The 25,199-nt window shown below is 63.4% G+C and carries 26 protein-coding genes; 16 read left to right on the top strand and 10 right to left on the bottom strand.

The genetic code is table 11. The annotated features are described in order from the left end of the window. Positions 1 to 70 precede the first annotated feature (70 nt). Entirely contained in the window at positions 71 to 1,201 is a 1,131-nt protein-coding gene (locus tag DBZ32_RS12025; protein WP_119167384.1) for a polysaccharide deacetylase family protein, read from the bottom strand. 231 nt (positions 1,202 to 1,432) lie between these two features. Here DBZ32_RS12025 and DBZ32_RS12020 point away from each other — a divergent pair, with 231 nt between their 5' ends. The 7 genes from DBZ32_RS12020 to DBZ32_RS11990 all read left to right on the top strand — a co-directional run bounded on the left by DBZ32_RS12020 (position 1,433) and on the right by DBZ32_RS11990 (position 6,103). Continuing rightward, complete coding sequence (locus tag DBZ32_RS12020; RefSeq protein ID WP_235830162.1) at positions 1,433 to 2,023, top strand: malonic semialdehyde reductase; 591 nt, start codon at positions 1,433 to 1,435, stop codon at positions 2,021 to 2,023. Positions 2,024 to 2,036: 13 nt separating this feature from the next. Then, positions 2,037 to 2,771 (top strand): tRNA (adenosine(37)-N6)-threonylcarbamoyltransferase complex dimerization subunit type 1 TsaB, encoded by a 735-nt coding sequence (gene tsaB / locus DBZ32_RS12015; RefSeq protein ID WP_119167382.1) that lies wholly within the window; start codon positions 2,037 to 2,039, stop codon positions 2,769 to 2,771. After that, complete coding sequence (rimI, locus tag DBZ32_RS12010) at positions 2,768 to 3,229, top strand: ribosomal protein S18-alanine N-acetyltransferase (RefSeq protein ID WP_208539202.1); 462 nt, start codon at positions 2,768 to 2,770, stop codon at positions 3,227 to 3,229. Before tsaB ends, rimI begins: the two co-directional genes overlap by 4 nt. A gap of 162 nt (positions 3,230 to 3,391) precedes the next feature. Next, on the top strand, positions 3,392 to 3,802 hold the full coding sequence (locus tag DBZ32_RS12005; RefSeq protein WP_119167381.1) for a MucR family transcriptional regulator: 411 nt from the start codon (positions 3,392 to 3,394) through the stop codon (positions 3,800 to 3,802). A gap of 175 nt (positions 3,803 to 3,977) precedes the next feature. Then, entirely contained in the window at positions 3,978 to 4,424 is a 447-nt protein-coding gene (locus tag DBZ32_RS12000) for a Fur family transcriptional regulator (protein ID WP_119167380.1), read from the top strand. Then, on the top strand, positions 4,421 to 5,248 hold the full coding sequence (locus DBZ32_RS11995; RefSeq protein ID WP_235830161.1) for a GNAT family N-acetyltransferase: 828 nt from the start codon (positions 4,421 to 4,423) through the stop codon (positions 5,246 to 5,248). Before DBZ32_RS12000 ends, DBZ32_RS11995 begins: the two co-directional genes overlap by 4 nt. A 15-nt stretch (positions 5,249 to 5,263) precedes the next feature. After that, positions 5,264 to 6,103 carry a lysophospholipid acyltransferase family protein gene (locus DBZ32_RS11990; protein ID WP_119167379.1) on the top strand — a complete coding sequence of 280 codons (840 nt, stop codon included), beginning with the start codon at positions 5,264 to 5,266 and terminating at the stop codon, positions 6,101 to 6,103. 81 nt (positions 6,104 to 6,184) lie between these two features. On the opposite strand, the gene DBZ32_RS11985 is transcribed toward DBZ32_RS11990, so the two are convergent. Further along, on the bottom strand, positions 6,185 to 7,165 hold the full coding sequence (locus DBZ32_RS11985; protein WP_119167378.1) for a LysR family transcriptional regulator: 981 nt from the start codon (positions 7,163 to 7,165) through the stop codon (positions 6,185 to 6,187). A gap of 76 nt (positions 7,166 to 7,241) precedes the next feature. On the opposite strand from DBZ32_RS11985, the gene DBZ32_RS11980 reads away from it, so the two are divergent. After that, on the top strand, positions 7,242 to 8,192 hold the full coding sequence (locus DBZ32_RS11980) for a DMT family transporter (protein WP_119167377.1): 951 nt from the start codon (positions 7,242 to 7,244) through the stop codon (positions 8,190 to 8,192). 23 nt (positions 8,193 to 8,215) lie between these two features. Here the strand turns inward: DBZ32_RS11980 and DBZ32_RS11975 are convergent, their stop codons facing one another. From DBZ32_RS11975 to DBZ32_RS11960, 4 genes are all read right to left on the bottom strand, one after another. Next, positions 8,216 to 9,190, bottom strand: coding sequence for a quinone oxidoreductase family protein (locus tag DBZ32_RS11975; RefSeq protein WP_119167376.1), 975 nt, complete (start codon positions 9,188 to 9,190; stop codon positions 8,216 to 8,218). Between the two features lie 103 nt (positions 9,191 to 9,293). Next, positions 9,294 to 9,989: a dienelactone hydrolase family protein gene (locus DBZ32_RS11970; RefSeq protein WP_119167375.1), complete on the bottom strand. Its 696-nt coding sequence runs from the start codon at positions 9,987 to 9,989 to the stop codon at positions 9,294 to 9,296. 133 nt (positions 9,990 to 10,122) lie between these two features. Continuing rightward, a complete protein-coding gene (locus tag DBZ32_RS11965) occupies positions 10,123 to 10,596 on the bottom strand; it encodes a methylated-DNA--[protein]-cysteine S-methyltransferase (protein ID WP_119167374.1) in 474 nt (157 codons plus the stop codon). Beyond that, positions 10,593 to 12,665, bottom strand: coding sequence for a thioredoxin domain-containing protein (locus DBZ32_RS11960; RefSeq protein WP_119167373.1), 2,073 nt, complete (start codon positions 12,663 to 12,665; stop codon positions 10,593 to 10,595). The genes DBZ32_RS11965 and DBZ32_RS11960 overlap by 4 nt, the downstream gene beginning before the upstream one ends. A gap of 126 nt (positions 12,666 to 12,791) precedes the next feature. Here DBZ32_RS11960 and DBZ32_RS11955 point away from each other — a divergent pair, with 126 nt between their 5' ends. The 7 genes from DBZ32_RS11955 to DBZ32_RS11925 all read left to right on the top strand — a co-directional run bounded on the left by DBZ32_RS11955 (position 12,792) and on the right by DBZ32_RS11925 (position 19,759). Next, the gene (locus DBZ32_RS11955) at positions 12,792 to 13,085 is read left to right on the top strand and encodes a DUF6489 family protein (protein WP_119167372.1); all 294 of its coding nucleotides are present in this window, start codon (positions 12,792 to 12,794) and stop codon (positions 13,083 to 13,085) included. 101 nt (positions 13,086 to 13,186) lie between these two features. Beyond that, the gene (locus tag DBZ32_RS11950; protein WP_119167371.1) at positions 13,187 to 13,777 is read left to right on the top strand and encodes a nitroreductase family protein; all 591 of its coding nucleotides are present in this window, start codon (positions 13,187 to 13,189) and stop codon (positions 13,775 to 13,777) included. A 46-nt stretch (positions 13,778 to 13,823) separates the two neighbouring features. Further along, positions 13,824 to 15,161: a tRNA uridine-5-carboxymethylaminomethyl(34) synthesis GTPase MnmE gene (gene mnmE, locus DBZ32_RS11945; RefSeq protein ID WP_119167370.1), complete on the top strand. Its 1,338-nt coding sequence runs from the start codon at positions 13,824 to 13,826 to the stop codon at positions 15,159 to 15,161. Positions 15,162 to 15,276: 115 nt separating this feature from the next. After that, a complete protein-coding gene (mnmG, locus tag DBZ32_RS11940) occupies positions 15,277 to 17,148 on the top strand; it encodes a tRNA uridine-5-carboxymethylaminomethyl(34) synthesis enzyme MnmG (protein ID WP_119167369.1) in 1,872 nt (623 codons plus the stop codon). 130 nt (positions 17,149 to 17,278) lie between these two features. Beyond that, positions 17,279 to 17,911, top strand: coding sequence for a 16S rRNA (guanine(527)-N(7))-methyltransferase RsmG (rsmG, locus tag DBZ32_RS11935; RefSeq protein ID WP_119167368.1), 633 nt, complete (start codon positions 17,279 to 17,281; stop codon positions 17,909 to 17,911). Then, a complete protein-coding gene (locus DBZ32_RS11930) occupies positions 17,908 to 18,750 on the top strand; it encodes a ParA family protein (RefSeq protein ID WP_235830160.1) in 843 nt (280 codons plus the stop codon). Before rsmG ends, DBZ32_RS11930 begins: the two co-directional genes overlap by 4 nt. Positions 18,751 to 18,832: 82 nt before the next feature. Further along, on the top strand, positions 18,833 to 19,759 hold the full coding sequence (locus DBZ32_RS11925; protein WP_119167366.1) for a ParB/RepB/Spo0J family partition protein: 927 nt from the start codon (positions 18,833 to 18,835) through the stop codon (positions 19,757 to 19,759). Positions 19,760 to 19,818: 59 nt separating this feature from the next. Here DBZ32_RS11925 and DBZ32_RS11920 read toward each other — a convergent pair whose 3' ends face one another. The 3 genes from DBZ32_RS11920 to DBZ32_RS11910 form a co-directional block, all read right to left on the bottom strand. Continuing rightward, positions 19,819 to 21,222, bottom strand: coding sequence for an adenylate/guanylate cyclase domain-containing protein (locus tag DBZ32_RS11920; protein WP_208539201.1), 1,404 nt, complete (start codon positions 21,220 to 21,222; stop codon positions 19,819 to 19,821). Positions 21,223 to 21,377: 155 nt separating this feature from the next. Beyond that, positions 21,378 to 22,265, bottom strand: a complete 888-nt coding sequence (locus tag DBZ32_RS11915; protein WP_235830159.1) for a class I SAM-dependent methyltransferase — start codon at positions 22,263 to 22,265, stop codon at positions 21,378 to 21,380. After that, a complete protein-coding gene (locus tag DBZ32_RS11910) occupies positions 22,262 to 23,089 on the bottom strand; it encodes an MBL fold metallo-hydrolase (RefSeq protein ID WP_235830158.1) in 828 nt (275 codons plus the stop codon). Before DBZ32_RS11910 ends, DBZ32_RS11915 begins: the two co-directional genes overlap by 4 nt. Before the next feature lie 246 nt (positions 23,090 to 23,335). Here DBZ32_RS11910 and DBZ32_RS11905 point away from each other — a divergent pair, with 246 nt between their 5' ends. Further along, positions 23,336 to 24,616, top strand: a complete 1,281-nt coding sequence (locus tag DBZ32_RS11905; protein ID WP_119167364.1) for an MFS transporter — start codon at positions 23,336 to 23,338, stop codon at positions 24,614 to 24,616. A gap of 40 nt (positions 24,617 to 24,656) precedes the next feature. On the opposite strand, the gene DBZ32_RS11900 is transcribed toward DBZ32_RS11905, so the two are convergent. Next, on the bottom strand, positions 24,657 to 25,190 hold the full coding sequence (locus tag DBZ32_RS11900) for a nucleoside 2-deoxyribosyltransferase (protein WP_119167363.1): 534 nt from the start codon (positions 25,188 to 25,190) through the stop codon (positions 24,657 to 24,659). Positions 25,191 to 25,199: the final 9 nt, after the last annotated feature.

Below are 25,199 nucleotides of genomic sequence, written 5' to 3'. Positions count from 1 at the left end.
GCCTAGCGATGAGCGGTCAAAAGGTATGGGCGCGAGAGCACGAGAGACTCCGGCCTCGGCAGGCCGAGCCTCACCGCGCCGGCAGATAAAACTGGCGGCCGAGCCAGCGCCAACGGCCGTCCGGCCCGGGCATGGTGCAGTTGACCCTCGTGCGTCCTGGCCGCAACGGCGCGGCAAATCGCACTTCGATCCGACGATCGAGCCGTTGCAGCCGCGCCTCGTTGCCGCGACCGGCATAGCATTGCAAGCCGTTCAAGGAACCCACCGAACGCGGCACGGTGAATCCATAGGCCGGGGGATTGTCGTTCGGCCCGATAAGCGGATCGTCCGGCGTGATGTCGAGCGCCGGCAGCGGCAGGGTTTCGACGACCAGACTGAAACGCTCGGGCGTGCCATAGGCTTCGTTCAGTGCAAAACGGGGCAGCCGGAAAGGATCGCTGGCGTGACCAGCGGCGCCCGAGTGTTGACCGAAGGCTGCGCGAAACCCCTCGGTCGCGACGAGATCGCGCACGGCCAGTGAGAATTCGCCGAAGGGGTAGGCGAAAAGGCTGGGTCGGCTCCCCAATTCGCGCTCGAAACGCGCATGCGAGCGCAGAATCTCCTGGCGATTCCGCTCCGGCGACTGTTCGGGCATATGCGGATGGCTGGCAGTCTGGCTACCGATCGTCACCAGCGGCGAGGCGGCAAGTTCGCGAAGCTGCGACCAGGTCATGCTGCGCGGCGTTTCGCGATCCACGCTATCGGTTGCGACGAAAAGCGTGAAGGGCAAGCCCGCAGTACTCAGTCGGGGCCAGGCTTCGGTCCAAACGGAGAGATAGGCGTCGTCGATGGAAATCCCGACCGTACGCGGCGGCAAGGGTCGACCCTCGGCCAAAGCCGCAACGATCTCCGGGAGCGGCCGGACGTCGTAACGGCCGGACGTGAGGATCGCCAGATGCGCATCGAACTGCTCGAGCGTGATGTTGGTCGAAGGATGATCGCCTTCGCCGAAGCGATGGTAGACCAGGATGACGGCGCCCCGGTCGGCCAACTCAGGCGTGACGGCTCTGGCGGCCAGCGGATCGGCAGCACCGATCCCTAGGCCCACACCGAGTCCAAGGCCTAGGACCAGCGCGCGTGACCGCAGGCCCGCCGCCAGCCGGCCTACAGCCGACAAGCGGTAGCTTTCCGCAACAAGCAGCCTGAGAGAGATTACGGCCATAGCCGACACAATCGTCTTCGCCCCCGCTAAGGCGCTCCCTACACGTCCGACCCGGCAGAGAAGCGATACCCTTCAGAGGCGGAGATTTAGCCATCTGGAACCAGTAGCGGCAAGCGCCGAAGAGGGGACGCTTGGGCTATGCGCGACCGCATCGCTTGTCTGGAGCCGGCTGCTCCACCAATGTATGGCACCTGCTTAGAGCGACGACTCGGCGCAACAGAGAGGCGAGACGTGACCGATATCTTGAACGACGAGAGCCTGGACCGGTTGTTCCGCGCTGCGCGAACCCACAATGTCTGGCGCGACGAACCTGTCGGCGACGTCTTGCTGCAGGCGATCTACGATCTGGCAAAGATGGCGCCAACCAGCGCCAACTGCCAACCGATGCGTTTGCTCTTTGTCAGAAGCCCGGATGCCAAAGCACGGCTGAAACCACATCTTTCGGACGGCAACGTCGACAAGACCATGGCAGCGCCGGTGACAGTTATCGTCGGCTACGATCTGAAATTCTATGACGAGCTGCCGCGGCTGTTCCCGCACACGGACGCGCGCGCCTGGTTTGCCGGGAACGATGCGAAGATCCTCGAAACGGCCTTCCGTAACGGCTCCCTGCAGGGCGCCTATCTCATGATCGCCGCTCGAGCCTTGGGCCTGGATGTCGGCGCCATGTCGGGCTTCGACACTGCCGGAGTCGATGCCGAGTTCTTCGCTGGCACGTCGATCAAATCCAACTTTCTATGCAATCTCGGCTACGGCGATCCCGGCAAGCTTCACGAGCGCGCGCCGCGTCCCGACTTCGACGATTTTTGCCAGATCCTCTGATCCGCGTGCGCCTATGACCGCTCGCACGGTTCTCGCCTTCGACTGCGCAGGCCGGGCGCTGTCCGTCGCGCTTGGCCGAGGCGGCGGACTGCTCGCGGCCCGGCGGGAAGAGCGGCTGCGCGGCCACGGCGAGCGACTGTTCGGCTTGATCGAGGAGCTTCTGGCCGAAACCGGGCTCGATTATCCAGATATCGATTTGATCGCGGTGACGCGCGGTCCTGGCAGCTTCACCGGCCTGCGTATCGGTTTGGCGGCGGCGCGAGGCTTGGCGCTGGCGAGAGGACGGCCGGTCTTCGCCGCGACAACCTTCGAGCTGGCGATGGCCGGGGTGCGAAGCGCGCAGCGCCTGAACCGGCACATCGTGGCACTGATCGACTCCAAACGGCAGGAGCTCTTCGTCCAAATCCAAGCGGCCAGCCTCGATCCGGCCGATAGGCAAACAGCGGCGACGCCTTTTGCAGCGGCACCGGAACAGCTCCATGATCTGCTGCCGCCTGGGCAGTTGTTGCTCTGTGGCGACGGCGCGGTTGCGGCGCTGGAGCCGCTCCGGTCAAGAGGACGAGACGTGCAGGCACCGCCGGAGACCGCCCGGCTGGACGCCCGCTGGCTGTTGCCGCTGGCGGCCGCCGCAGATCTCGATCGATTGCCCACGGTCCAACCTCTCTATCTTCGACCGCCGGACGTAACCCTGCCGAAGCTTCGCGACACGGCAAACGGTGGAGAGGGCGGTCCCGGAGCCGACAAGTGAAGGGATCCTACCGCGCGCTGACCGCTCTCGATCTTCCGGTGCTGGAATGCCTTCATCACGAGAGTTTTCCCGAAGCCCCCTGGTCGGCCCGTTCGTTTGGTGAGCTGCTGGCCCTGCCGGGAACCGGCGGCCTGCTCGCTCACGCGGGTCTCGAGCCGTTGGGCTTCCTGCTGTGGCACCGCGTGACCGACGAAGCCGAGGTGCTGGCGCTCTGCGTGCGGCCTGCTGCACGGCGCCGCGCGTTCGCACGCACCCTGCTGCGAAGGGCGATGACGGCTTTTCCGAAGACGGAGATTCGCCGGGTGTTCCTTGAAGTCGCGGAAGACAACGCCGCAGCCCGCGCACTTTACAAAGGTCTGGGTTTCCGTGAGATCGGACGGCGTCGAGGTTACTACCGGCGGCCAGAGGGAACCAAAACTGATGCGCTGCTGCTTGAAATCACGCTAACAGATGAATGAATCCTTACAACGACAGGGTTCTTTTTCGCTGCAATTTTGCTGACCTAAATTCCGAAAAGGCGATGCAGAGAGAATTTCTTCATCTGAAATAATCATCATTGCATGTCTCAATGAAGCGCTATATATGAGCCATGATCCTTACTTATGGAGCAAACATCTACCATGTCCGAACAGGCTAAACCGAGCGAGCTTCTCTCGTTGACCGCCAATATCGTTGCCGCTCACGTCCAGAACAACTCTGTGGCTGTCGCCGATCTGCCACATCTCATCCGTGACGTGTATACGACGCTCTCCAGTGTCGGCGGCCAAGCGGAAAAAGAAGCCGAAAAGCCAGTTCCGGCTGTTCCCATCAAGAAGTCGATCACCCCCGACTACATCGTTTGTTTGGAAGACGGCAAGCAGCTCAAGATGTTGAAGCGGCATCTCAAGACCGCTTACGACATGACTCCCGAGGAATACCGAGACAAGTGGGGTTTGGCCGCAGACTATCCCATGGTCGCGCCGAACTATGCCAAGCAGCGCAGCAAGCTGGCCAAGGAAATCGGGTTAGGCACGCGCGCCCGTCGCGGCTAGCGAGCCGGTCGGCAGTTCGTCGACCCTTCGTATCAGCGTGATCGAACGGCGTTGCAGGCCTGATGGCTGGCGGCGCCGTTCTGCTATTCCTATAGTGCTTTAGACGACAAACAGGTCTGCGCGAAGATCGCGCGGAAGCTGCCAACAAGATGATTGGGGGATGGATCGCAGGACCATGCCGGACCGAATCGAAAAGCTCTGTACCGACAAAGGGCTGAAGATGACCGAGCAACGGCGCACCATCGCGCGCGTGCTCTCGGAAGCGAGCGACCATCCCGACGTGGAGCAGGTCTACCGCCGCGCGACCAAGATCGATTCGCGGATCTCGATCGCCACGGTCTATCGCACGGTCAAACTGTTCGAGGAGGCCAACATCCTGACCCGGCATGACTTCGGGGACGGGCGGGCCCGTTACGAGGAGGCGCCGGCGGAGCATCATGACCATTTGATCGACATGAACAGCGGTCAGGTCATCGAGTTCGTCGATGAGGAGATCGAGCGCTTGCAGGAAGCGATCGCCAGACGCCTCGGCTATCGGCTGATCGACCACAGGCTCGAGCTCTACGGCGTCAAAATCGGCAGGCCAGATCCGGATGAGACGCCTGGAGAACCGACATCGTGAGTGGTTTGCCGGCGGTTCCGACGACGTACGAACGTCGCCCGGTCGATATCCGCTCGCGCAACTTTCACCTTCGGCTTGCCGAGACACCGGAAGAAGTCGCCGCATCCCAGGCCCTGCGGTATCAAGTCTTTGTCCAGGAGATGGCCGCTCAGCCGACGCCGGAACGGCAGACGGAACAGCGGGAATTCGATCGTTTCGACCCCTTCTGCGACCATCTTCTCGTCTTCGATACGGATGCCGACCCTGCGCCCGGTAGGGTCATCGCCACCTACCGCTTCATGCGCCGCGAGGCGGCGCTGCGTGCCGGCGGGTTTTACACGGCGACGGAATACGACATCGGACCGCTTGAGGCCTACCACGGCGAAGCCATGGAACTGGGCCGCTCCTGCGTGCACGCCGACTATCGGGCAGGCGCCAACATGCAGTTGGTTTGGCGCGGCATCACCGACTACGTGATGCACTTCGGCGTCGATTTGATGTTCGGCTGCGCAAGCTTGCCGACCGTGGAGCCGGCGGAGGTCGCCGAGCAACTGACGTACCTCTATTACCATCATCTTGCGCCACCGGGGTTGCGGCCACGCGCCCGGCCCGAACTCCACGTCAAGATGGACCGGCTGTCACCGGAGGCAGTCGATGCCAAGGCCGCGCTGCAAGCCCTGCCGCCTCTGATCAAGGGATACCTGCGGCTAGGCGGATTCGTCGGCGACGGCGCAGTGATCGACAGCGACTTCGGTACGACCGACGTCTGCGTCGTGGTCAAGACCGACATGGTGACCGACCGTTACAGGCGCCATCTCACCCGTGAGCGGACCACGGAAGACTAGAGGAGGGCGCAGGCGATGGAATATCCCGGCTCCTACATCTTGGCGATCCGGCGCATCCTTCTCTTTGTCTTGCTGACCTTGTTTACGGCACCGCTGCAGTGGCTGATGCTGAAACTCGGCTCGCGTCTGCAAAGACGGATACCGCACTGGTATCATCGGAGAGTGACAAAGGCTCTCGGCATCGAAATCGTGGTGTGTGGCCACCCCTCGTCGGCGCATCCGACACTCTACGTGGCCAATCATGCCTCCTACCTGGACATCACGGTTCTCGGCTCACTCCTGAAGTGCTCCTTCGTGGCCAAGTCGGAAATCGCCGACTGGCCCGGATTCGGTCTGCTGGCGAAGTTGCAACGCTCCGTCTTCGTGGATCGGCGCCGTGGCTCGACAGGAAATCACCGCGACGAAATGATGCGACGCTTGGAGGCCGGCGACGACCTGGTGCTGTTTCCCGAGGGGACGAGCGGAGACGGCACCTTCGTCCTGCCGTTCAAATCCGCTCTGTTTTCGGTTGCGGAACGACGTCCTCACGGGCGGCCGCTGCCGGTTCAACCTGTCTCCATCGCCTACACGCGGCTCGACGGCGTGCCGATGGGCCGCTATCTGCGCCCCTTCTTCGCCTGGTACGGGGACATGGATCTCGGCAGCCACCTCCCGCAAGCGCTGGGTATGGGCGATCTGACAGTCGTGGTCGAGTTCCACGACCCCGTCAGCCTGGATGACTTCGAGAGCCGCAAGGCGCTCACAACTCAATGTCAGGCAGCCGTGTCCCGCGGATTGGCAGCGGCTCTCTCCGGGCGCAGTCTCGCCTTACCAGAGGGCGAAGCGCTGCCCGACGCAACGACGGCGCCGGCCTGACCGCTTGGCGCGGCAGGGAACTAGACTGTGCCAGACCCATTTTCGAAAGAGAAAGCTTTGGAAAGTGGGGAGGAGATGACTTTAAACGTATGGGTCCAGTGGCGCCGGGTCGCCGAAATTCTGGACATCGAGGCCGACGCCGTGAAGCGAGCTGGAGGCCTGCAACGCCAAGGCCACGCGCTCCGCCGCGCCGCCCGCATCGGTCCGGCGGAACACCACCCACCAATCCAGGCTGACACCGGGTTGACCGCCGCCGGGCGGCTGCAAGGGTCGGGCGACGAGAGTCCCGTCGGCCAACTCCGGTGAAACCGCCCAGCGCGACAGGGAACTGATACCAACGCCGGCCCGCACCAGATCGATAATCGCCTCCGGCAATTCGACAACCGAGACTCTTTGTGGCGCGACGCCGGCCGGGCGCAGCACCGACTCCCATTCGAAGCCGGGCTCCGGCCGATTGGAGTAGGTAATGTAGCGCTCCCCCGCGAGATCCTCCGCAGTCACCGCGACCTTGTCTGCCAAGCGATGCCCTGGCGCCATGACGGCCATCAGCGGATCGGATCCGAGCCGGAGCCAAGTCAGATCGCCTGTTTGGCCGCCGCGGCCATAGAGCATCACGACGTCCGCGGCGCCTTCGCGCAGACTCCCCAGCGGATCGCGCGCGGCGCGCGCGGCCAGGTCCACTTCGATCTCCGGGTGCCGACCGGCAAGGAACTCCAGGAAGGCGGGCAACCAGTGGTACCGGCTGTAGGGCGCCTGGCCGAGACGGACCAGGGTCCGACCGCCACCGTGGCGGTCGGACAGGTCGCGCTCGGCGCGCGCCAAATCTCCGATCGCGCCGCGTGCCGAAACCAGCAGCTGCGCGCCGGCTGAGGTCAAGCGGACCCGCCGGCCGACCCGCCGCACCAGTGCTACGCCAAGGCGCCGCTCGGCTTCGCGCAGGCGATGACTGGCAGCCGACTGGGTAATCCCAAGCCGGTCGGCGGCCGTCTGCACGCCGCTGGTCTCTTCGAGAGCGAGCAGCAAGGCATGGTGGCGAATGTCCAAGCGAGGCAGGTCGACCATTCATTCATCTTCTTCATGTATTAGCGTCTAAATATGAATTAGATGATGATTGGATGCCAGTGGTATCGCCCTTGGCATGACCTTGACCATCCCCACGAGAGGCGATCTGCCAGGCGGGCGAGACTCCCGCCTTCCGACTGCTGCGAGCCTTTGGTTGGCCCTGGCGGTCGCCGGCTTCGGACTGGTGCCGCTGTTCGCTCGGCATCTTCTCGATGCCGGTCTCTCGCCGGAAGCGATCGCTCTCTACCGCTTTGGACTGGTTCTTCTGATCACGGCTCCGCTGTTGCCCCGCGTGGTCGGAACACCGCAGAAGCGGCGCCCGGCGCTGCTTCTGGCAGGCGCTGGCTCAGCGATGGGCCTCGCTTGGTCAAGTTACCTATACGGACTAGATATAGTTTCTATTGCCTGGGCCGGCACTATATATATGACTTATCCACTGTTCGTGTTGGTTTTGGCCTGGGCTTGGTTGCGCCAACCTTTCGAGCGTCGGGCCATTTTCGCAGGCGGGCTGGTTCTGGCAGCGGCCGTCACTCTGCTCATCGGCGCGAAGAGCGACCTGGAGCAACTGGGCCCCGCTCTCCTGCTGTGTCTCCCGGCACCGCTGGCCTTCGCGTTTCTCATCGTCGTGCTGGTGCGGAAGGCCGACGCTCTCGGAACGCTCGAGAAGCTTGCGGTCGGTCTGCTGGGCACCGTGGCCGGCCTTTTGCCGCTGGTGCTCCGTGGAGATCCGGCCAGCCTGGTGCCGGCCGCTGCGACAGACTGGTTTTGGATCGCCGGCATGGCCCTGTTTACCGCCGCCTTGCCGCAGCTGATCTATACCGCGATGGCACCGCGTCTACCCGAAGCGCAAGTCGCAATGCTGGGCGCTCTCGAACTGCCGGTCATGGTCGCCATCGGTTGGCTTGCCCTGGAGGAGTCCCTGGGCCTTCCCGATGCCTTGGCGATCCTCCTCGTGATCGCCGCTGTCGCCGTGGCACCGCAGCCGGCGTCTCCGCGGCGCGATCCCGACAAGGCCGAGGGCACTTAGGAGGGCACTTAGGCCGAGAGCACTTAGATCGTCAGAATTGTGCTCCCCGTTGTCTTCCGCGCCTCGAGGTCGCGGTGGGCCTGGGCCGCTTCCGCCAGGGGATAGCTTTGATTGACACCGATCTTGACGGCTCCGGAGCGCACCACCTCGAACAGCTCGTTGGCGCTGGCGACAAGATCGCTGCGCTTGGCAATGTAGGTCATCAATGTCGGACGCGTGACGAAAAGCGAGCCCTTCGCCGAAAGCACACCCAGGTTAACGAGTGGTACCGGGCCCGAAGCATTGCCGAAAGACACCATCAGGCCGAACGGCGCCAAGCAGTCGAGCGAGCCCTCCCAGGTGTCCTGACCGACGGAATCGTAGACGACCGGCACGCCTGCGCCGTCGGTGATTTCCTTGACCCGTTCGACGAAATTCTCGCGCGTGTAGACGATAGGATGGTCGCAACCGTGGGCCCGAGCCAGCTCGGCCTTCGCATCGCTGCCGACCGTGCCAATCACCGTCGCACCCAAGGCCTTCAGCCATTGGCAGGCGATGAGACCCACCCCGCCGGCGGCGGCGTGGAGCAGAACCGTCTCGCTTGCTTTCACCCGATAGGTGCGGCGGATCAAATACTGCACCGTCATGCCTTGGAGCATCATGGCCGCAGCCGTCGTATCGTCGATTTCCTCGGGCAGCTTGACCAGACGATCGGCCGGCATGAGCCGCGCCTCCGCGTAAGCGCCGATCGGCGCGCTGGCGTAGGCGACCCGGTCGCCCTCCTTAAGATCGGTCACCCCCGGTCCCACGGCTTCGACCCGGCCAGCCGCTTCCAATCCGAGTCCACTCGGCAAGTCGATCGGATAGAGGCCGGTGCGGTGATAGACGTCGATGTAGTTCAGTCCAACCGCCGTCTGCGCCAAGCGCACTTGCCCCTCGCCAGGCGGACCGACCTCGACGTCCCTCCAGTGGAGTTCCTCCGGACCTCCGGCTTTCTCGATGCGAATCGCATGGGGCATGCTCTCTATTCTCCCTAGCCGTGAGGAGCGTTGCGCTCTGTTTTCATCAATATAATGTGAAAAATAAACGAGTGGACCACAATATGTTGTGGTTCTTTACATCTTACCCGAGATGGTCGGCGAAGAACGCGAGGGTTCTCTGGTTGGCTGTCTGCGCCGCCGCGGCGTCGTAGTGAGCGCCGCCTTCGCGGGCGAATGCATGATCAGCGCCCGGATAGACATGCGCGATGATCGCCGACAGATCGGCCACGGCGGCCGTAATCTGGTCCTGGGCTTCCCTCGGCACGAACTGATCCTCGCTCGCGATGTGCAGCATCAGCGGCTTGCTGACCTGCGGCAGTTCGCCTAGCAGCCCCTCCAGACCGACGCCGTAGTAGCTGACGTTGGCATCGGCGTCGGACCGAGTCGCCATCAGAAAGGCGAGACGGCCGCCCAGACAGTAACCGACCGATCCCGCCCGGTCCGTGGTCGATTCATGAGAGCGCAAGGCGGTCAACGTCGCCTTCAAGTCCTCAACACCTTGATCGACATCGAATTTTTTCATCAGATCGAAGGCTTTTTGCCATTCGGCATCGGTCTTGTCGGTCAGTTCGACACCCGGTTCGAGGCGCCAGAAGATGTCGGGACTGGCGGCGACATAGCCCTGGGTCGCAAACCAATCGCAGAGGTCGCGTATCCCCTGATTGACGCCAAAAATCTCTTGAATGACCAACAACGCGGGAGCCGGTGTCTTGGCCGGCACGGCCAAGTAGGCGCCGAAGCTGCCACCATCCGCGGCCGTGACCCGAAGTTCCGCCAAATTTCACCTCCCTGCGTTCTGCGCCCGACCCTCGGGGACGGCGCCATTTTGAGGCGCCAATCTAGCGACCCGTGTGTCGGCTGTCATGCGCTGCGACAGGTCTTAAACCCGTGCCGGGCGGGAACAGATGGTCCTAAAGCAAGGAGAGCTGAGGCGCGACCGACACACCTTCGTGGCGCAACAGCCAGGTCTTGGTCGGACCGCCACGACCTCCCGAAAAACCGCCGAGCCGACCGCTCGCGGCCACAACCCGATGACAGGGGATCACGATGGGAATCGGGTTGGAGCCGCAAGCTCCGCCGACGGCCCGCGCAGCCGACGCCAGGTCGGTCGCAAGCTCACCATAGCTACGAGTCTTGCCGAAGGGGATCGCCTGCATCGCCCTGTACACCCGTTTTTGAAAAGCTGTACCATCCGGTGCCAAAGGTAGCTCGAACATCTTGAGGTCACCCTCAAAGTATGCCGCAAGATGTTGTGTGACGCTTCGCAGAAGAGGCGTTTCATCCGAGCCCGCCGATTCGCCCCAGACCAAGCTCACCAGAGCTCCATCACGCTCCGTCAGCGTGAGCCGGCCCACCGGCGAGTCGACGGTCACAGATGCGCTCATCCCCTCAGCTCCCTCAGGCTGTCCTTGAGGTCTTGAGCATCCACGATCGGCAGGGAACAGCTGGTGCCACGGCAAAGATAGGCCGCAGGCTCGCCATCGACGCGACTCTTTCCGTAGGCCGGATGGAGGCGCGGCAGATTTTCCTCGGACGTCACGGTTTGGATCACCAGCGTAGGTGCGGAAATTTGCCAGCGGCTCGCCAGAAATTCCCTCATTTTGGGGTCGCTCTGATCTCCAACCACAACAAGTTGTGGTGCATCATGAAGCAGCTCGCTACCCAACAGGAAGCTCGCCATGGCTGAGAAGAGTCGCGCCAGCTCGCCTGAGAAGGCCGCGACGGTCGCGTCCGCCCTTTCCCGGTAGGACGCTTGGCCGGTCAGGTGCCACAGCCTGGCAAGGACCTGCAGAATCACGCCATTTCCCGATGGGGTCGCGTTGTCGTGCGCGTGCTTCGGCCGCACCAGCAGACGCTCTGTATCGTCGGCCGTCAGGAAATAGCCGCCGTTCTCGGTATCCCAGTAGTGGCGGTCGAGCACCGCGACCCAGGTCTCCGCCTGCGAAAGGTAGACCCGCTTGCCAGTGGCCTCGAACAGCGCCAGAGCCGCGTCGCTCATGAAGGCATAATCGTCCAAAGTAGCCGGATGCTTGAGCCGGCCATGACGCCATGAGTGGCGTAGCCTGCCATCCTCCTGCATCTCCTCGACGACGAAGGCGAAAGCACGCTCGGCAGCCGTCAGCCAGTCGTCTTCGCCGAAGACCGGCGCGGCCCGCGCCAAGGCAGCGATCATCAGGCCATTCCAGTCGGCCAGCACCTTGTCATCCCAGCCGGGCCAGATCCTGTCGGCGCGCCGAGCGAACAACCTGGCGCGCTGTTCCGCGAGCTTCGCCTCGGTCGCCGGATCGCCCGGCTCCAGCCGGTTCAGTCGATTGAGGATGTTGGTGGCTTCCCAATTGCCGTCGGTCGTGACGTCGTACCACTCGGCGAAGACCGAAGCCTCGGCCCCCAAGACCTCCTGCACTTCCGCGGCGCTCCAGACGTAGAACTTGCCTTCCTCACCTTCGCTGTCGGCATCGTAGGTGGCCGCGAAAGCGCCCGACGGCGGCCCGCCGGGCCCGGCCGGTGCCAACATCTCCCGCAGCAACCAGTCAACCGTCTCGCGGGCGCGCTGGGCGAAAAGCGCGCGCTTCCAAGGTTCGCTCGCGTCCTGGGCGCCCCAGGTCAGGAGATCGAGAATCTGGGCATTGTCGTAGAGCATCTTCTCGAAATGAGGGACCAGCCAGGCTTCGTCCGTGGCATAGCGGGCATAGCCACCCCCCAGATGGTCGTAGAGACCGCCCTGACTCATATGCAGGAGAGTCAGCTCGACCCCCTGCCGCAGGGGGGCCTGACCGCTACGGAGCCAAGCCTGCCAAAGAAGCTTGAGAATCGCAGGCTGCGGAAACTTCGGCGCTTCGCCCAACCCGCCGTGAAAGGGGTCGATCTGGCGCGCCAAGCGTTGCGCCGCCTGCAAACCGGCTTCGGGCAACACCTGACCTCCGGCCTCCGGCGTCGAGAGCTTGCCCAGCGCCTCCTTCAAAGCCACGACGTTCTTGTCGATGTCGTCCGGTTTTTCTTCGTAGACCTGTGCGATTCGCTCCAGAATCTCCGGGAAGCCGGGCCGGCCCCAGCGCGCGTCGGGCGGAAAGTAGGTCCCACCCCAGAAGGGCGCGCCGTCAGGGGTCAGGAACATGGTCAGCGGCCAGCCGCCCTGCTGATTCATCAACGCGAGAGCCTGCTGATAAATCTGGTCGACGTCCGGCCGCTCTTCCCGGTCAACCTTGACGTTGACAAAGAGGCGGTTCATCAGCCCGGCGATGTCGCTGCTCTCGAAAGATTCGTGCGCCATGACATGGCACCAGTGGCAAGCCGCATAGCCGACCGAGAGCAGGATCGGCTTGCCATCGGCCTTGGCCTTGGCGAAGGCGGCTTCACCCCAGGGATACCAATCGACCGGGTTGTCGGCATGTTGCAAGAGATAGGGGCTGGTCTCCGCCGCCAAGCGGTTGGTGCTAGCGTGGCTTTCGGGCATGGGACGGGCTCCCTCGCAACGGTGTATCCGCCAGGATGGCCGGGATAGCGTTGATCGCTGCTGCGCTCTATATGAGGGTCAGCGAGGGACAGCCTCAACCCCACGCGGATTACGGGGAAGCGCGCCATGAAGATCCATGTCGACATTGACTGTACGCCGGACGAGGCGCGCCGGTTCCTGGGTCTGCCGGACGTCACCCCGATGCAGACGGCCGTCATGAAAGAGCTGCAGAACCGGATGCTCGCAGGACTGCAGGCGATGGAGCCGGAGCAACTCATGCAAACCTGGATGCAGGGCGTTCTTCCGGCCGGTCTGCAGTCTTGGGATCAGATGCAGAAAGCTTTCTGGACGCAGATGGGCACGATGGCCGCCGGGAGTGGTGCCAGCAGCGACGCCGGCACCGACGACAAGACGTCTTAGGCAACTTCGGCCGGAGTCGAGACCTAAAGTGGGACAATCCTCGCCAAACCGCGGCAAGCAGTTCGGCTGTGGCCGCAAGAAAGAGAGGGATAAGGAAAGGAATGGAGCCGATCATCGAGGCGCTCATGCGCCGTCAATCGACCAAGGCAACGACGCTGGTCGAGCCCGCTCCCAGCGATGCGGAGTTGACCCCGGTCTTCGATACGGCGGTCCGCGCTCCTGACCACGGCGCAATCCGGCCTTACCGCTTTCGGGTGATTCGGGGCTCCGCGCGAGAGGAACTGGGTCGGGTTTTCGCCGAGGGTCTGAAACGCAGGAAGCCGGATGCCACCTCCGAAGAGCTGTCGGCCCTGGCGGCAAAGCCGCTGCGCAGCCCGCTGATCATCGCGGTGATGGCCAAGGTTGTGACCAATCACCCGAAGGTTCCCCCGCTCGAACAGGTCATCACTGCCGGAATGGCGGCACAGAACATCTTGCTGGCGCTCGAGGCGCTTGGTTACGGCGCGGTCTTCCTGTCCGGGGCGCCGACCCTGGACCCGCACGTTAAGCGCGCCTTCGGCCTCGAAGACAAGGATACGCTGCTCGGTTTCCTTTACATCGGCACGCCAAGCGAGGAGCGGCGCGACAAGAAGCGTCCCAACGCCGCCGCCTTCGTCGCCTCCTGGACCGCAGCGCTGACGGTGGATGCCTGACGCTCAGGTTCAAGGCGGAGACGCAAAACCCCGTCAGGCCCGTTCCGTGAGCGAGACGATTTTCGCTCCATCCAGCGGCAGCGGGCGGGCAGGGGTGGCGGTGCTGCGGATTTCCGGACCTCAGGCCGCAGATGCTTTGGGAAGCTTAACCGCTCGACCGCCGCCGGAACCGCGCCAGGCGGTCCTAACAGCCCTGCACGATCCCGACAGCGGCGAACTCTTGGACCGTGGTCTGGTCGTCTGGTTTCCGAGCCCGAACAGCTTTACGGGAGAGGATGTCGCCGAGCTTCATCTCCACGGGAGCCATGCGGTGGTCGCCGCGGTGCTGGACGCGCTCAGCCGTCAGCCCGGCTGCGTACCGGCCGAGCCGGGCGCCTTCACGCGCCGCGCCTTCGAAGCCGGCAAACTCGATCTCGCCGAGGTGGAGGGTCTCGCGGATCTCATTGCCGCCGAGACCGCGACCCAGCGGCGCCAGGCCCTGCGGCAGTTGGACGGTGGTCTTTCCAAGCGGATCGGCGACTGGCGAGACCGCTTGGCGCGCCACCTGGCCCACCTGGAAGCAGCCATCGACTTTCCCGACGAAGATCTGCCGGCTGAGCTCGAATCCGAGGCTTCAGCCGACATATCGCGTATTCGCGATGAAATGGTACAAGATCTGGGTGCCGCACCGGTCGGCGAACGACTGCGTGACGGCGTGGAAATCGCAATTCTCGGTCCTCCCAACGCCGGTAAGTCGAGTTTGCTCAACGCTCTGGCCAAGCGCGAGGTAGCCATTGTGGCCGAGACCGCGGGAACGACACGCGACGTGGTGGAGGTGCGCCTCGATCTGGAGGGCTATCCGGTGACGATCGCGGACACTGCCGGTCTGCGCGCCGCAGAGGAGGGCACCCTCGATCCCGTGGAAGCGGAAGGCATCCGCCGTAGCCGCGCCCGCGCCGAGACAGCTGACCTCAAGCTGATCGTCTTCGACGCGACCAAGGCATTCGATCCGGAGGTGCTTGCACTGGCGGATGCCGACACTCTGCTCTGCTTGAACAAAACCGATCTCCTGCCGGGTCGACTGCCCAGTCTTGCAGGTCACGCCACCATCGCTCTGTCGGTCAAGGATGGGACGGGACTGACCGATTTGATCTCGGCCCTAAGCCGAACCGTCGCGGGGCGCCTCACGAAAGCGGCGACCACACCGCTTTTGACGCGAGTCCGTCATCGCCGGGCCGTTGAGGATGCTATCGCCGCCTTGGAGCGCTCGACGATAGCCACACTCCCGGAGCTCGCGGCCGAGGATCTCCGCTTGGCTCTGCGCGCTCTCGGCCGTGTCGTGGGGCAGGTGGATGTCGAGGATCTGCTTGATGTGATCTTCCGCGAGTTCTGCATCGGAAAGTGAAGCTGGCGTTTCACGTGAAACAGGCCGGGCGCCCCAGTTAAGCGAGACCGAATCGACAGGCCGTTTTGGCCGGGAGATCCTTGACCCTCGGTTCTGAGCACCGCATCTTCCCTCGATGCGGAAGGTCGATGTCATCGTTGTCGGGGGCGGGCACGCAGGCTGCGAAGCCGCTGCGGCTGCAGCGAGGCTCGGCGCCCAAACCCTCCTGATCACGCACAAGCGGGCGACAGTCGGCATCATGTCGTGCAACCCGGCCATCGGCGGTTTGGGAAAAGGTCATCTGGTGCGCGAGATCGACGCGCTGGATGGACTCATGGGTCGCGCGATCGACCGAGCCGGCATTCAGTATCGGTTGCTCAACCGCCGAAAGGGGCCGGCTGTCCGAGGGCCACGGGCGCAAGCCGACCGAACACTCTATCTACGCGCGGTTCAGGCGCTGCTGGCCGAGCAGCCGAGCCTGGAGCTCTATGAAGCCGAAGTTGCCGATCTCCGCTTTGACAGCGCCAACCGCTGTGGCGGCGTGATTACCGCGACCGGCGAAGAAATTGCCGCGGCGGCTGTCGTCCTGACCACGGGAACCTTTCTGCGCGGGCTGATCCATCGAGGTGAAACTCGGATTCCCGCAGGCCGCGTCGGCGAGGCACCCGCCGTGGGACTGGCGCTCACACTCGAGCGTTTCGGTTTCGCGCTTGGGCGCCTCAAGACCGGCACGCCGCCCCGGCTCGACGGTCGAACGATCGACTGGTCGATCCTGGAGGTTCAGCCAGGCGACGACCCACCGGAGCCGTTTTCCTATCTGACGGAGCGCATCACGGTTCCGCAAATTCCTTGCCACATCACCTACACCAATGCGCACGGGCACATGCTCCTCCGCGAGAATCTCCATCGGGCTCCAATCTATTCCGGCCAGATCGATTCGACAGGACCCCGCTATTGTCCCTCCATCGAGGATAAGGTCGTACGTTTCGCCGAGCGTGCCCGACATCAGATCTTCTTGGAGCCCGAAGGGTTAGACGACGACACGGTCTATCCGAACGGTATCTCCACCTCGCTGCCGGCGGACGTCCAGGATGCCTTTCTCAAAACCATTCCCGGACTGGAGCGGACAGCCGTCCTCCAGCACGGCTATGCGATCGAGTACGACCACGTCGATCCTCGCGAGCTCACAGCCGCTCTGGAGACGCGTCGCTTGCCCGGTCTCTATCTGGCAGGCCAAATCAACGGTACGACCGGCTACGAGGAGGCCGCCGCGCAGGGCCTCATTGCGGGACTGAACGCCGCGCTCGCCTGCGGTGGACGGTCCGAGCCCTGGCGCCTGGATCGAGCCGAGGCCTACACCGGCGTATTGATCGACGACTTGGTGACTCGGGGCGTGACCGAACCCTATCGCATGTTTACCAGTCGCGCCGAGTACCGTCTGCGCCTGCGAGCCGACAACGCCGACCAGCGGCTGACACCAAAAGGTGTCGCGCTCGGCTGCGTTGGCCCTGATCGTGCCGTAGGTTTCGAAGCAAAGCGGGCGGCTCTGGAAGCCGCCCGGGCGCAAGTGCACCAGCTAACGGCAACGCCAGACGAACTTTCCCGGGCGGGTTTCACCATCAACCGGGACGGGGTGCGCCGGAGCGCGTTCGAGCTGCTGCGTTATCCGGACATCGATTTTCCGCGTTTGGCCAGCTATTGGCCCGAGCTGGGCCAGGTCGCACCGGCAGTTTCGGAGCAACTGGCGATCGATGCTCGCTACAGCGGCTATCTTGATCGCCAGGAGGCGGACGTTCGTGCATTCCGCCGGGATGAAGCTCTGTCGCTGCCCAAAGATCTGGACTATGGCCAGGTTCATGGTCTGTCAAACGAGGTTCGCGAGAAACTTGCGGCGGCGAGTCCGGACACGCTTGGCGCGGCCAGCCGGATACCGGGCGTGACACCGGCTGCTTTGGTCGCCTTGCTCCGCCATGTAAAGCGAAAGTCGCCGGCAGAGTCGGCTGCCTAGGATACCGATCGTCTCCGGTCCTGTTTCACGTGAAACAGGACGAAGCTGCCCCCATCTTCCCCGCTGTCCACAGCCATCCGGCATTTGAAGTCGTCTTGTCGCTGAGAGGGAAGGGGCGTAAGACGTAGCCATGACAGCGGCTCTCCCTGCCGAGACCTATGGGTCGATCGAGTTTCAACGCGAAACGGGTGTTTCACGTGAAACGATGGTCCGCTTGCAGATCTATGCTGATCTCCTGGTCAAGTGGAACCGCGCGATCAATCTGGTCGGCCCGGCGACACTTCCGGATCTTTGGCGCCGTCACATGCTGGATTCTGCGCAGCTTCTGCCGCTGCTGCCCCTCCGCGACGAGCTGACCATTGCGGATCTCGGGAGTGGTGCCGGCTTTCCAGGCCTGGTTCTGACTCTCTGCGGAGCAGGCCATGTTCACCTCGTCGAGTCCGACCAGAAGAAGGCCACTTTCTTGCGTCAGGTTCTGCGAGAAACCGGTGCCACCGCCGACATCCACTGCTGCAGGATTGAAACCTTGCACGACCTTCACGTCGATATCGTCACGGCGCGCGCGCTCGCGCCCCTGCCTGCACTCGTCGCCCACGCGCGACCTCTTCTGAAAAGCGATGGGCTATGCCTCTTCCTGAAGGGCAGGGGCGTTGGAGACGAATTGACCCAGCTCCCGAAAGCCCTTCAAGATAGATGCGACCGCGTCCCGAGTCGAAGCGACCCAGCCGGATGCATCCTACGGCTAGAGGGACCCCTGCCGTGAACCTACAAGATATCGAAAATCTGACAGCGAGGACGCCGCACTCCGGTCCGCGCGTTCTGGCCATTGCCAATCAAAAAGGCGGTGTGGGAAAAACCACCACGGCCGTCAATCTCGCCACGGCCTTAGCGGCCTGTGGAAAGCGGGTTCTGATCATCGACTTGGATCCCCAAGGCAATGCCTCGACCGGCGTCGGGCTCGATTGGCGCCGCCGCGGCCCGACGATCTACGAAGCCCTCCTGGGGGCCACATCTCTGAGCGACTGCGTCGTCGAGACGCCGGTCCCCAACATGTCCATCGTGCCGTCATCGGTGGACCTTTCCGGCGCCGAGATCGAACTGGTCGCTGCCGAGCGGCGCGATACGCGCCTCCAGAGCGCGCTGCGGCAGGAGCGGGACCGTTGGGACTACGTTCTTATCGACTGCCCTCCGGCACTCGGCCTGCTTACGGTCAATGCCATGGTGGCGGCAGATGCGGTCCTGGTACCGCTGCAAGCGGAATTCTACGCACTCGAGGGTCTGAGTCATCTGCTGCGGACCATCGAGCGGGTCCGGCGTGTGCTGAATCCCTCCCTGACCCTGCAGGGCGTCGTCTTGACCATGTACGATCGCCGCAACAACCTCTGCGACCTGGTCGCCAAAGATGTCCGTAGCTATCTCGGCGACAGTGTCTACCGCACCGTCATCCCGCGCAACGTCCGCGTCTCGGAGGCGCCGAGCCACGGCAAACCGGTTTTGCTCTATGATCTGAACTGCGCTGGCGCCCAGGCTTACGTTCATCTCGCTGGAGAGATTCTGCGCCGCGAAGAGGGCGAAGAGGCAACAACCGCGCTGGCGTCCTGAGAGATAGCATCCCAAGACGTGATGCTCCGACGAACGGCGCCCCAGGGATTGGCACGAAGACACAGGATTTAGGGAGAGCGCTATGAGCGACACCCCGCCGGGGCCTCCAAGTTCCGACAAACGCACGAATCTCGGCCGAGGCCTCGCGGCTTTGCTTGGAGAGGAAGGCGACGACTACGATAGCCTCGACCGGCATCGCTCCAGCAAACAAGTCCCGATCGAACGTCTCCACCCCAGCCGGGTGCAGCCTCGCACGCGCTTCGATGAAGAGCCGCTCGACTCCCTGACCGCTTCGATCCGGGAACAGGGAATCCTGCAGCCGATCCTGGTTCGCCGCCATCCCGACAGGCCCAGCGACTTCGAGATCGTCGCCGGCGAGCGCCGCTGGCGCGCCGCTCAGCGCGCGCAGCTCCATGAGGTTCCGGTCGTCATCCGCGAGCTGGATGATTCGACCGCCCTGGAACTGGCGATCGTCGAAAACGTCCAACGCCAAGACCTCAATCCCTTGGAAGAGGCCGAAGGCTACAAGCGCCTGATGGAGGAATTCGACCATAGCCAAGAGGATTTGGGGCGTCTGATCGGCAAGTCCCGGCCGCACATCGCCAATACGCTGCGCCTGCTTAATCTGCCGGACGAGGTCCGCGGTTACCTCGAGGACGGGCGCCTGTCAGCCGGTCACGGGCGGGCTCTCCTGGGCACCGCCGATCCCGGAAGCCTCGCCGCGAAAGTCGCCGAAAAAGGCCTGTCGGTGCGCGAAACCGAGCGTCTTGCGGGCGAGACCAAGGGCACAAGCAGCAAACCCCGCACGCCGACCGCTAGCAAGGTTCAGGAAAAAGACGCCGACACCCTGGCGTTGGAGCGGGATCTCTCCGCCATGTTGGGTCTCAAGGTGACGATCGATCTGCGCGGCGAAGGTGGCACCCTGGGGATCCACTACAAGACCCTCGAGCAACTCGACGACGTGCTTCACCGGCTCAGTCAATCGGACCCGTCCCCCGGCGGAGGCTAGAGGAGCCCAAGGATCGCTTCCGGCTTCGGTCTCGAGGTCTAACGCGGGAAGCAGCGGGTTTACTCAGCCAGAACGACCAAATCGAGCGGCTCCACGACTCCTTCCACAACCTCGGCAGCAAGATCCCTCACGGGCGTGACGCCGGCATAACCCTGAGCCTGCGCCCGGGCGAAAGCTTCCGTGGTGGCGAGAGCCCGGGTACCGCTGATCTTGTTATGCTTCTCGAGCTTGGCCGAAAGATTTACGGGGTCGCCGATTACGGTGATTTCCAATCGGCTCTCATCGCCGACAGCCCCGAAGAGGACCGTGCCCGTCGTTACGGCTCCGTTGACCCTGGGCGCCGGGCGACCCGCCGCCGCTCGCTCGGCTTGCCAAACCTCGGCTTCCGCCAACACATCCTGCAGCGCCCCGAGAGCATCTGCGGCATAGGTCGCGCTGGGTTCCGCAGCCCCGAAACTCGCCATGATCCCATCGCCCAGGAACTTGTCGATCGAGCCTCCATGCCGCTGCAGGATCGGGATGATGCGTGCCTGATAGTCTGACAGCAAGGCCATGACTCCCGCCGGCGCCTCTTGCTCGACCAGAGACGTGAACCCGCGCAGATCGAGAAAAACCACCGCCGCCTCGCGAAGCTGACCCTCGCCAGCCGAAATGGTTTTCTTCGCACCCTTGATGTGCTGGGCCACTTCGGGCGCGAAGAAGCGAGACAGCTCCTTGGCGGCGATTCCCTCGGCGACCGACCGCACCAACAGCTCGCGCCCGCGACCCAGTGCCACGGAGAGGATCAGCGTAACCATCAAGATCGAGATGATCTTGTCGAACTCTGCGCCCAACAAAATGGCGTTCGCCGTCATGTATTCCACATAGTCCCGGGTGATCATCATTTCGCCACCCTCGGACGCGACGACGATGACGATCATCCCGCCCCAGCCGACAGCCGCCATCACACCGGTGATCAGCACGAAGCGCGGATCGAAACGCAACGCACGAAGACCGATGAAAATGAAGACGTAGAGCAGGGTGGGAGCCTTCAGATAGAAGGAGGGGGGCTGATCGTACTGAAGGTGGAACGACCAGATCAGCAACATCAGAAGACCGATGTCGAAAAGCGCCGAGAAGGCCAGCGACCAGTCGGGCAAGCGCGCGCGGTAGGACCAGGCGATGCGGATCAAGGTCAGCGCCAGGTAAGTGCCGAGGATGTAGGGAACCGGGCGAAACGGCGCGTCGGGACCGCTGGTCGTCGGGGTCACAAGATACAGCAGGCCAAAAGTCACGACGATCGCCAGTTGGATCCAGCCGATCAGCCGCTCTGAACGATCCTCCTGCTGAGCTATGGCCTCACGCACCCTCGGCGGCAGAAGAAGTTCCTGAGCAGGCCGAAGCGACGGCATACCGAAGCGGCGCGAGGCCGGCTCCACCGCTACGCGCAAGCCGCCAGCATGACTTTCCCGAGTCACAGACATAGTGCCTCTCTCCTCGTCAGCGCTGGCATATGGGGCGTCTTATTATACACAGTCGACGCACAAGCACGTGACCGGCGCGCGAGGTCTTGAGAACGCCGGGCGTCAGCTAGAGCGAACTGCGGTCGGATACACTGGCAGAGAGGGACGGCCGTTCGCTATCCGGTCTGATCCGCGTGTCCGAATTTTTCCAACCACAGGCTCGACTCGAATGCGCCTGTCCGTAGCGGCAGACGTGCGGCGACGCTCTGCGCCAGGCGGCTCGTGAGGCGGGTCGAGGCCCAGTGGCTCGACCAGAGCGGACGGAAGGCCTTGAGCGCCAGAAGCGGCGCCCAGGCCTGCTGTTCGTTGTATCCACGCCACTCCCAGACGGCCGGATAGAAATCCGGCAGGAAGATATCGTGGACGTGCAGCAACATACCGTCCGGCAAGCGCGGCAGGATCTGGCCCAGAAACAAGTCCACGTCGGTGCCAGGCATCAGGATATGGCTGGAATCGATGGAAACGATGTCTCCGGCGGCCAGTTCGTCGAACAGCGACAGGTCTACCCGCTGCAAAGTCGTGCGGTGTAACGTGACCGGCAAGCCGGCCAGATCAGCCCGAGGCGCAGGATCGATGGCGTCGATCCGTGTGGCAAGGCCAGCGTCCGCGACCGCCCGCGCGAAGAAGCGCGTCGAGTGACCGGATCCGATCTCGACGATCCGCCGGGGCGTTCGATCGCGCACGAAGACATAGGCAACTCCGGCATCCAGCCGCGGGAACCAGTCCTGGTCCCAACGCGGGTTGGGGGGCTGTGCCTCCACGCCGATGGATTGCAGAGCGTCGCTGTAGCTGTCCAGCCGATCGAACAGCGTCAGAAAGTCCGATTTGGCGGCTTCGAAAATCGCCGCTACGGCTGCGTAGGGCGGGCGTTCAGACCGCCGAGGCAGTCGATCCGCATAGCGGTAGGGAATGAAAAAACCCTGCGTTGGTCCACCGCCGATCAAGGTCTGAAGACCCATCAGGCGCAAACGCTGTGCCGCGCGCTCGGCACCCCGCTTACTCACGGCGTCAGCACCATGCCCTCGCGCGCCACCACGGTTCCGGGGCGGGCAGCCTGCGCCTCCGCCATGATGCGATTCATGAAATCATCGTCGTGACTGGGGTCGTGATGAAAGATTGCGAGGCGCCCAGCCTCGGCCGACTCACAGAGACGGATCCCCTCTTGCCAGGTCGAATGGCCCCAGCCCTTGTACTTCGCCGCATATTCTTCGTCGGTATAGCTGCAGTCGTAGATGACCAGATCGGCGCCGCGGATGAGTTCGACGATATTCGAATCGCGCTGACCCGCCACATGCTCCGTGTCGGTCACGTAGCAGATGCTTCGGTCGCCGTAGTCGATCCTATAGCCGGTCGCACGGTTCGGATGGTTGAGCGGCGCCGTGCGCAGCTTGACACCGGGGTAGGGGGATAGAGTCTCCCCAGCTTCGAAATCCTGATAGGCGACGTCGGCACCGAAAATCGCCGGCGGCACGGGAAACAACGGCGCAGCCATGAACTTGCATAAGACCGTATGCAGGCTGGACTCCGGCTTGAGATGACCGGCCCAGAACCGGATCCGACTCTTGCCGCAGAAGGCCGGTGCGAAGAAGGGGATACCGGCAATGTGATCGTGGTGGGTATGGGTCAGGAAGATATCGATCTCACTGCCCTCGGAGGCCGCGCCGCCGTTCTGCATCAGATGCAAACCAAGCGGTCGAAGACCCGTGCCGCCGTCGAAAATCAAGACATGCGGACCACAGCGCACCTCCAGGCAGGAGGTATTGCCGCCATAGGTCTGGTATTCGGCACCCGGACAGGCGATGGACCCGCGCACACCCCAGAAGCGCACACTGAAATCGGCTCCGTTCGACGCGCCGTTTTCCGCTCGATCGGCAACTGCGACCACTGACTTACCCCATAGGTCAGTTTGCATACAGTAAACCTATGCGCTGCGCCTTAACCATCAAAGAAGAAAGCGGGAAATCTGGATCGGCCTTGTGATGTTCGTCACACTTACGGGAAATGCCGCGCCGCTGTCCGGCCGTTAGAAAAAGTTCACCGGGATTTATCCCGCCCACCGTTCACGGACATCGCAATGACCGACGCCACGCCGGCGGACCGCCGCACGACGGGATCCCTCGGCCGCGATGGCTGGATCGGGCTGCTGCCACTGCTGCTATCGGCCGGCATCCTTCTGGCCGGCAACGGACTTTTGGTAACGCTGGTGGCCGTGCGCGCCAATCTCGAGGGCTTCTCCCCGCAAACCGTGGGTCTGCTGGGCACGGTCTATTTCGCCGGCTTCATCGGCGCCTGCCTGATCACTCCGCGTTTGATTCTGCGCGCCGGGCATATTCGCGTCTTCGCCGCCCTGGCATCGCTCGGCGCCGTGGCGGCCCTCGTACTTGTCCTGGCGATCGACCCCCTGGTGTGGTTGGCCAGCCGGGCCCTGACCGGTTTCGCTTTCGCCGGCCTCGCCACCGTGGTGGAGTCCTGGCTCAACAGCCGGGCCGGCGCGAGCGAGCGCGGTCGCGTGCTCTCCGTCTATCGCATCGTCGATCTCAGCTGCGTCACCGGCGGGCAGTTTCTTCTTCCGGCCATCGGAGCCGAGACCTTCGCGATCTTCGCCGTCGTCGCGATCCTGTTCTGCCTCGCGCTCTTACCGATCAGTCTGTCCCGCCAGACCAGTCCAGCGCCGCCGACCAGTCCACGGCTCGATGTAGCGAGAATCTGGAAACTCTCCCCCGTGGCCTGTATCGGCTGCATCACCATCGGCTTGACCAACGGCGCCTTTCGCACGGTTGGACCGGTCTATGCCCAGGAAACGGCATTGGATCTGGAGCAGCTCGCGCTCTTCATGTCGCTGGCGATCGCCGGAGGCGCACTCAGTCAGTATCCGCTCGGCTGGCTGTCCGACCGCCTCGACCGACGCTGGGTCTTGATTCTGGCATCTGTCGGCGCCGCAGCGGCAGGGGTTTGGCTGACAGTCTCGGGAGGGATTTCCGCCAACGTGGTCCTGGCAGGCGGCTTCCTCTTCGGTGCCTTCGCCATTCCGCTTTATTCACTCTCGATCGCCCATGGGAACGATCACGCCGGCGATGCCGACCGGGTCGAGCTGTCAGCGACGCTGATCCTGATGTACGCCTTGGGCGCGACGGTCGGTCCGCTGGCAGCGTCTCAGATCATGGGCTGGTTCGGGGCGCCGGCCTTCTTCGCCTACACGTCCATCCTGCACGGCCTCTTCTTGATCTTCCTGCTCTATCGCATGACCCGGCGCGCTGCCGTGCCACGCACCCGCCGCGGCCGTTTCGTCGCTTTGCTGCGGACCTCGCCTGCCTTCTATCAGCTGGCTCGTCGAGTCAGCGGGAAAGAGAAGTAAAGTATTGTTTTATTTATTTAATTTGCGGTTTCTGGCGAGTTTAAAGCGATCCCGACCTGGAAAAGCGAGTCGCGGCAAGCTGCACAGCTTGCTCGAAGGCCGCCCGCGCCGCCAAAGGCTCGGCGGCATCTGGTTCCGGAACCGCAACGATGTGCCAGCCTTGCTCCGCCACAGCGGCGTCAAGCATGAGATTGTCGTGCATCTGATGACGTTCGATCGCGTAAGCATCGGGAGTCACCCGTGCAGTGTAGGGTCTCGTGTCGCTGCTATAGGCGAAGACGGGCTTGCCGGCTGAAACCAGCCAGCCAAGTTCGAAGACCGTGCCGGCGTCTGCGCTGGGTCCCCGGAAGGGTGTCAGATTCACGAAGGCCAGATCGCAGGCGGCCATGATCTGAAGATTGGCCCGGTAGATGGCCAAGCCCTGATCGTAGAGAGTCGGCTCATCCGGCCGGAGGCTGCCATCGAGAGGGAAATGCCCGTCAAAACCATAAGCACGGCATAGCGCAACTTTATCGGCACCGACTTCGGATGCGGTTGGCAGGAAAACGTCCGGGCCGGCGAGATAGGCGCGCATCCCCGTTCG

Origin of the sequence: Algihabitans albus (genome assembly GCF_003572205.1) — a bacterium.
Lineage (GTDB): Bacteria > Pseudomonadota > Alphaproteobacteria > Kiloniellales > DSM-21159 > Algihabitans > Algihabitans albus.
Note: the sequence above shows the minus strand (reverse complement) of the source record. Positions and strands in the feature narration are given on the sequence as shown.

Excerpts from the sequence above, each read along its gene's own strand:
- DBZ32_RS11950 (WP_119167371.1), top strand. The coding sequence starts at position 13,187 with ATGGAGCCGATCATCGAGGCGCTCATGCGCCGTCAATCGACCAAGGCA.
- rsmG (WP_119167368.1), top strand. The coding sequence starts at position 17,279 with ATGACAGCGGCTCTCCCTGCCGAGACCTATGGGTCGATCGAGTTTCAA.
- DBZ32_RS11990 (WP_119167379.1), top strand. The coding sequence starts at position 5,264 with ATGGAATATCCCGGCTCCTACATCTTGGCGATCCGGCGCATCCTTCTC.
- mnmG (WP_119167369.1), top strand. The coding sequence starts at position 15,277 with ATGCGGAAGGTCGATGTCATCGTTGTCGGGGGCGGGCACGCAGGCTGC.
- DBZ32_RS11920 (WP_208539201.1), bottom strand. The coding sequence starts at position 21,222 with ATGTCTGTGACTCGGGAAAGTCATGCTGGCGGCTTGCGCGTAGCGGTG.
- DBZ32_RS11985 (WP_119167378.1), bottom strand. The coding sequence starts at position 7,165 with ATGGTCGACCTGCCTCGCTTGGACATTCGCCACCATGCCTTGCTGCTC.
- DBZ32_RS11955 (WP_119167372.1), top strand. The coding sequence starts at position 12,792 with ATGAAGATCCATGTCGACATTGACTGTACGCCGGACGAGGCGCGCCGG.
- DBZ32_RS11975 (WP_119167376.1), bottom strand. The coding sequence starts at position 9,190 with ATGCCCCATGCGATTCGCATCGAGAAAGCCGGAGGTCCGGAGGAACTC.
- tsaB (WP_119167382.1), top strand. The coding sequence starts at position 2,037 with ATGACCGCTCGCACGGTTCTCGCCTTCGACTGCGCAGGCCGGGCGCTG.
- DBZ32_RS12025 (WP_119167384.1), bottom strand. The coding sequence starts at position 1,201 with ATGGCCGTAATCTCTCTCAGGCTGCTTGTTGCGGAAAGCTACCGCTTG.
- DBZ32_RS11900 (WP_119167363.1), bottom strand. The coding sequence starts at position 25,190 with ATGCGCGCCTATCTCGCCGGCCCGGACGTTTTCCTGCCAACCGCATCC.
- DBZ32_RS11925 (WP_119167366.1), top strand. The coding sequence starts at position 18,833 with ATGAGCGACACCCCGCCGGGGCCTCCAAGTTCCGACAAACGCACGAAT.
- DBZ32_RS11960 (WP_119167373.1), bottom strand. The coding sequence starts at position 12,665 with ATGCCCGAAAGCCACGCTAGCACCAACCGCTTGGCGGCGGAGACCAGC.
- DBZ32_RS12005 (WP_119167381.1), top strand. The coding sequence starts at position 3,392 with ATGTCCGAACAGGCTAAACCGAGCGAGCTTCTCTCGTTGACCGCCAAT.
- DBZ32_RS11965 (WP_119167374.1), bottom strand. The coding sequence starts at position 10,596 with ATGAGCGCATCTGTGACCGTCGACTCGCCGGTGGGCCGGCTCACGCTG.
- DBZ32_RS12000 (WP_119167380.1), top strand. The coding sequence starts at position 3,978 with ATGCCGGACCGAATCGAAAAGCTCTGTACCGACAAAGGGCTGAAGATG.
- DBZ32_RS11905 (WP_119167364.1), top strand. The coding sequence starts at position 23,336 with ATGACCGACGCCACGCCGGCGGACCGCCGCACGACGGGATCCCTCGGC.
- DBZ32_RS11980 (WP_119167377.1), top strand. The coding sequence starts at position 7,242 with ATGACCTTGACCATCCCCACGAGAGGCGATCTGCCAGGCGGGCGAGAC.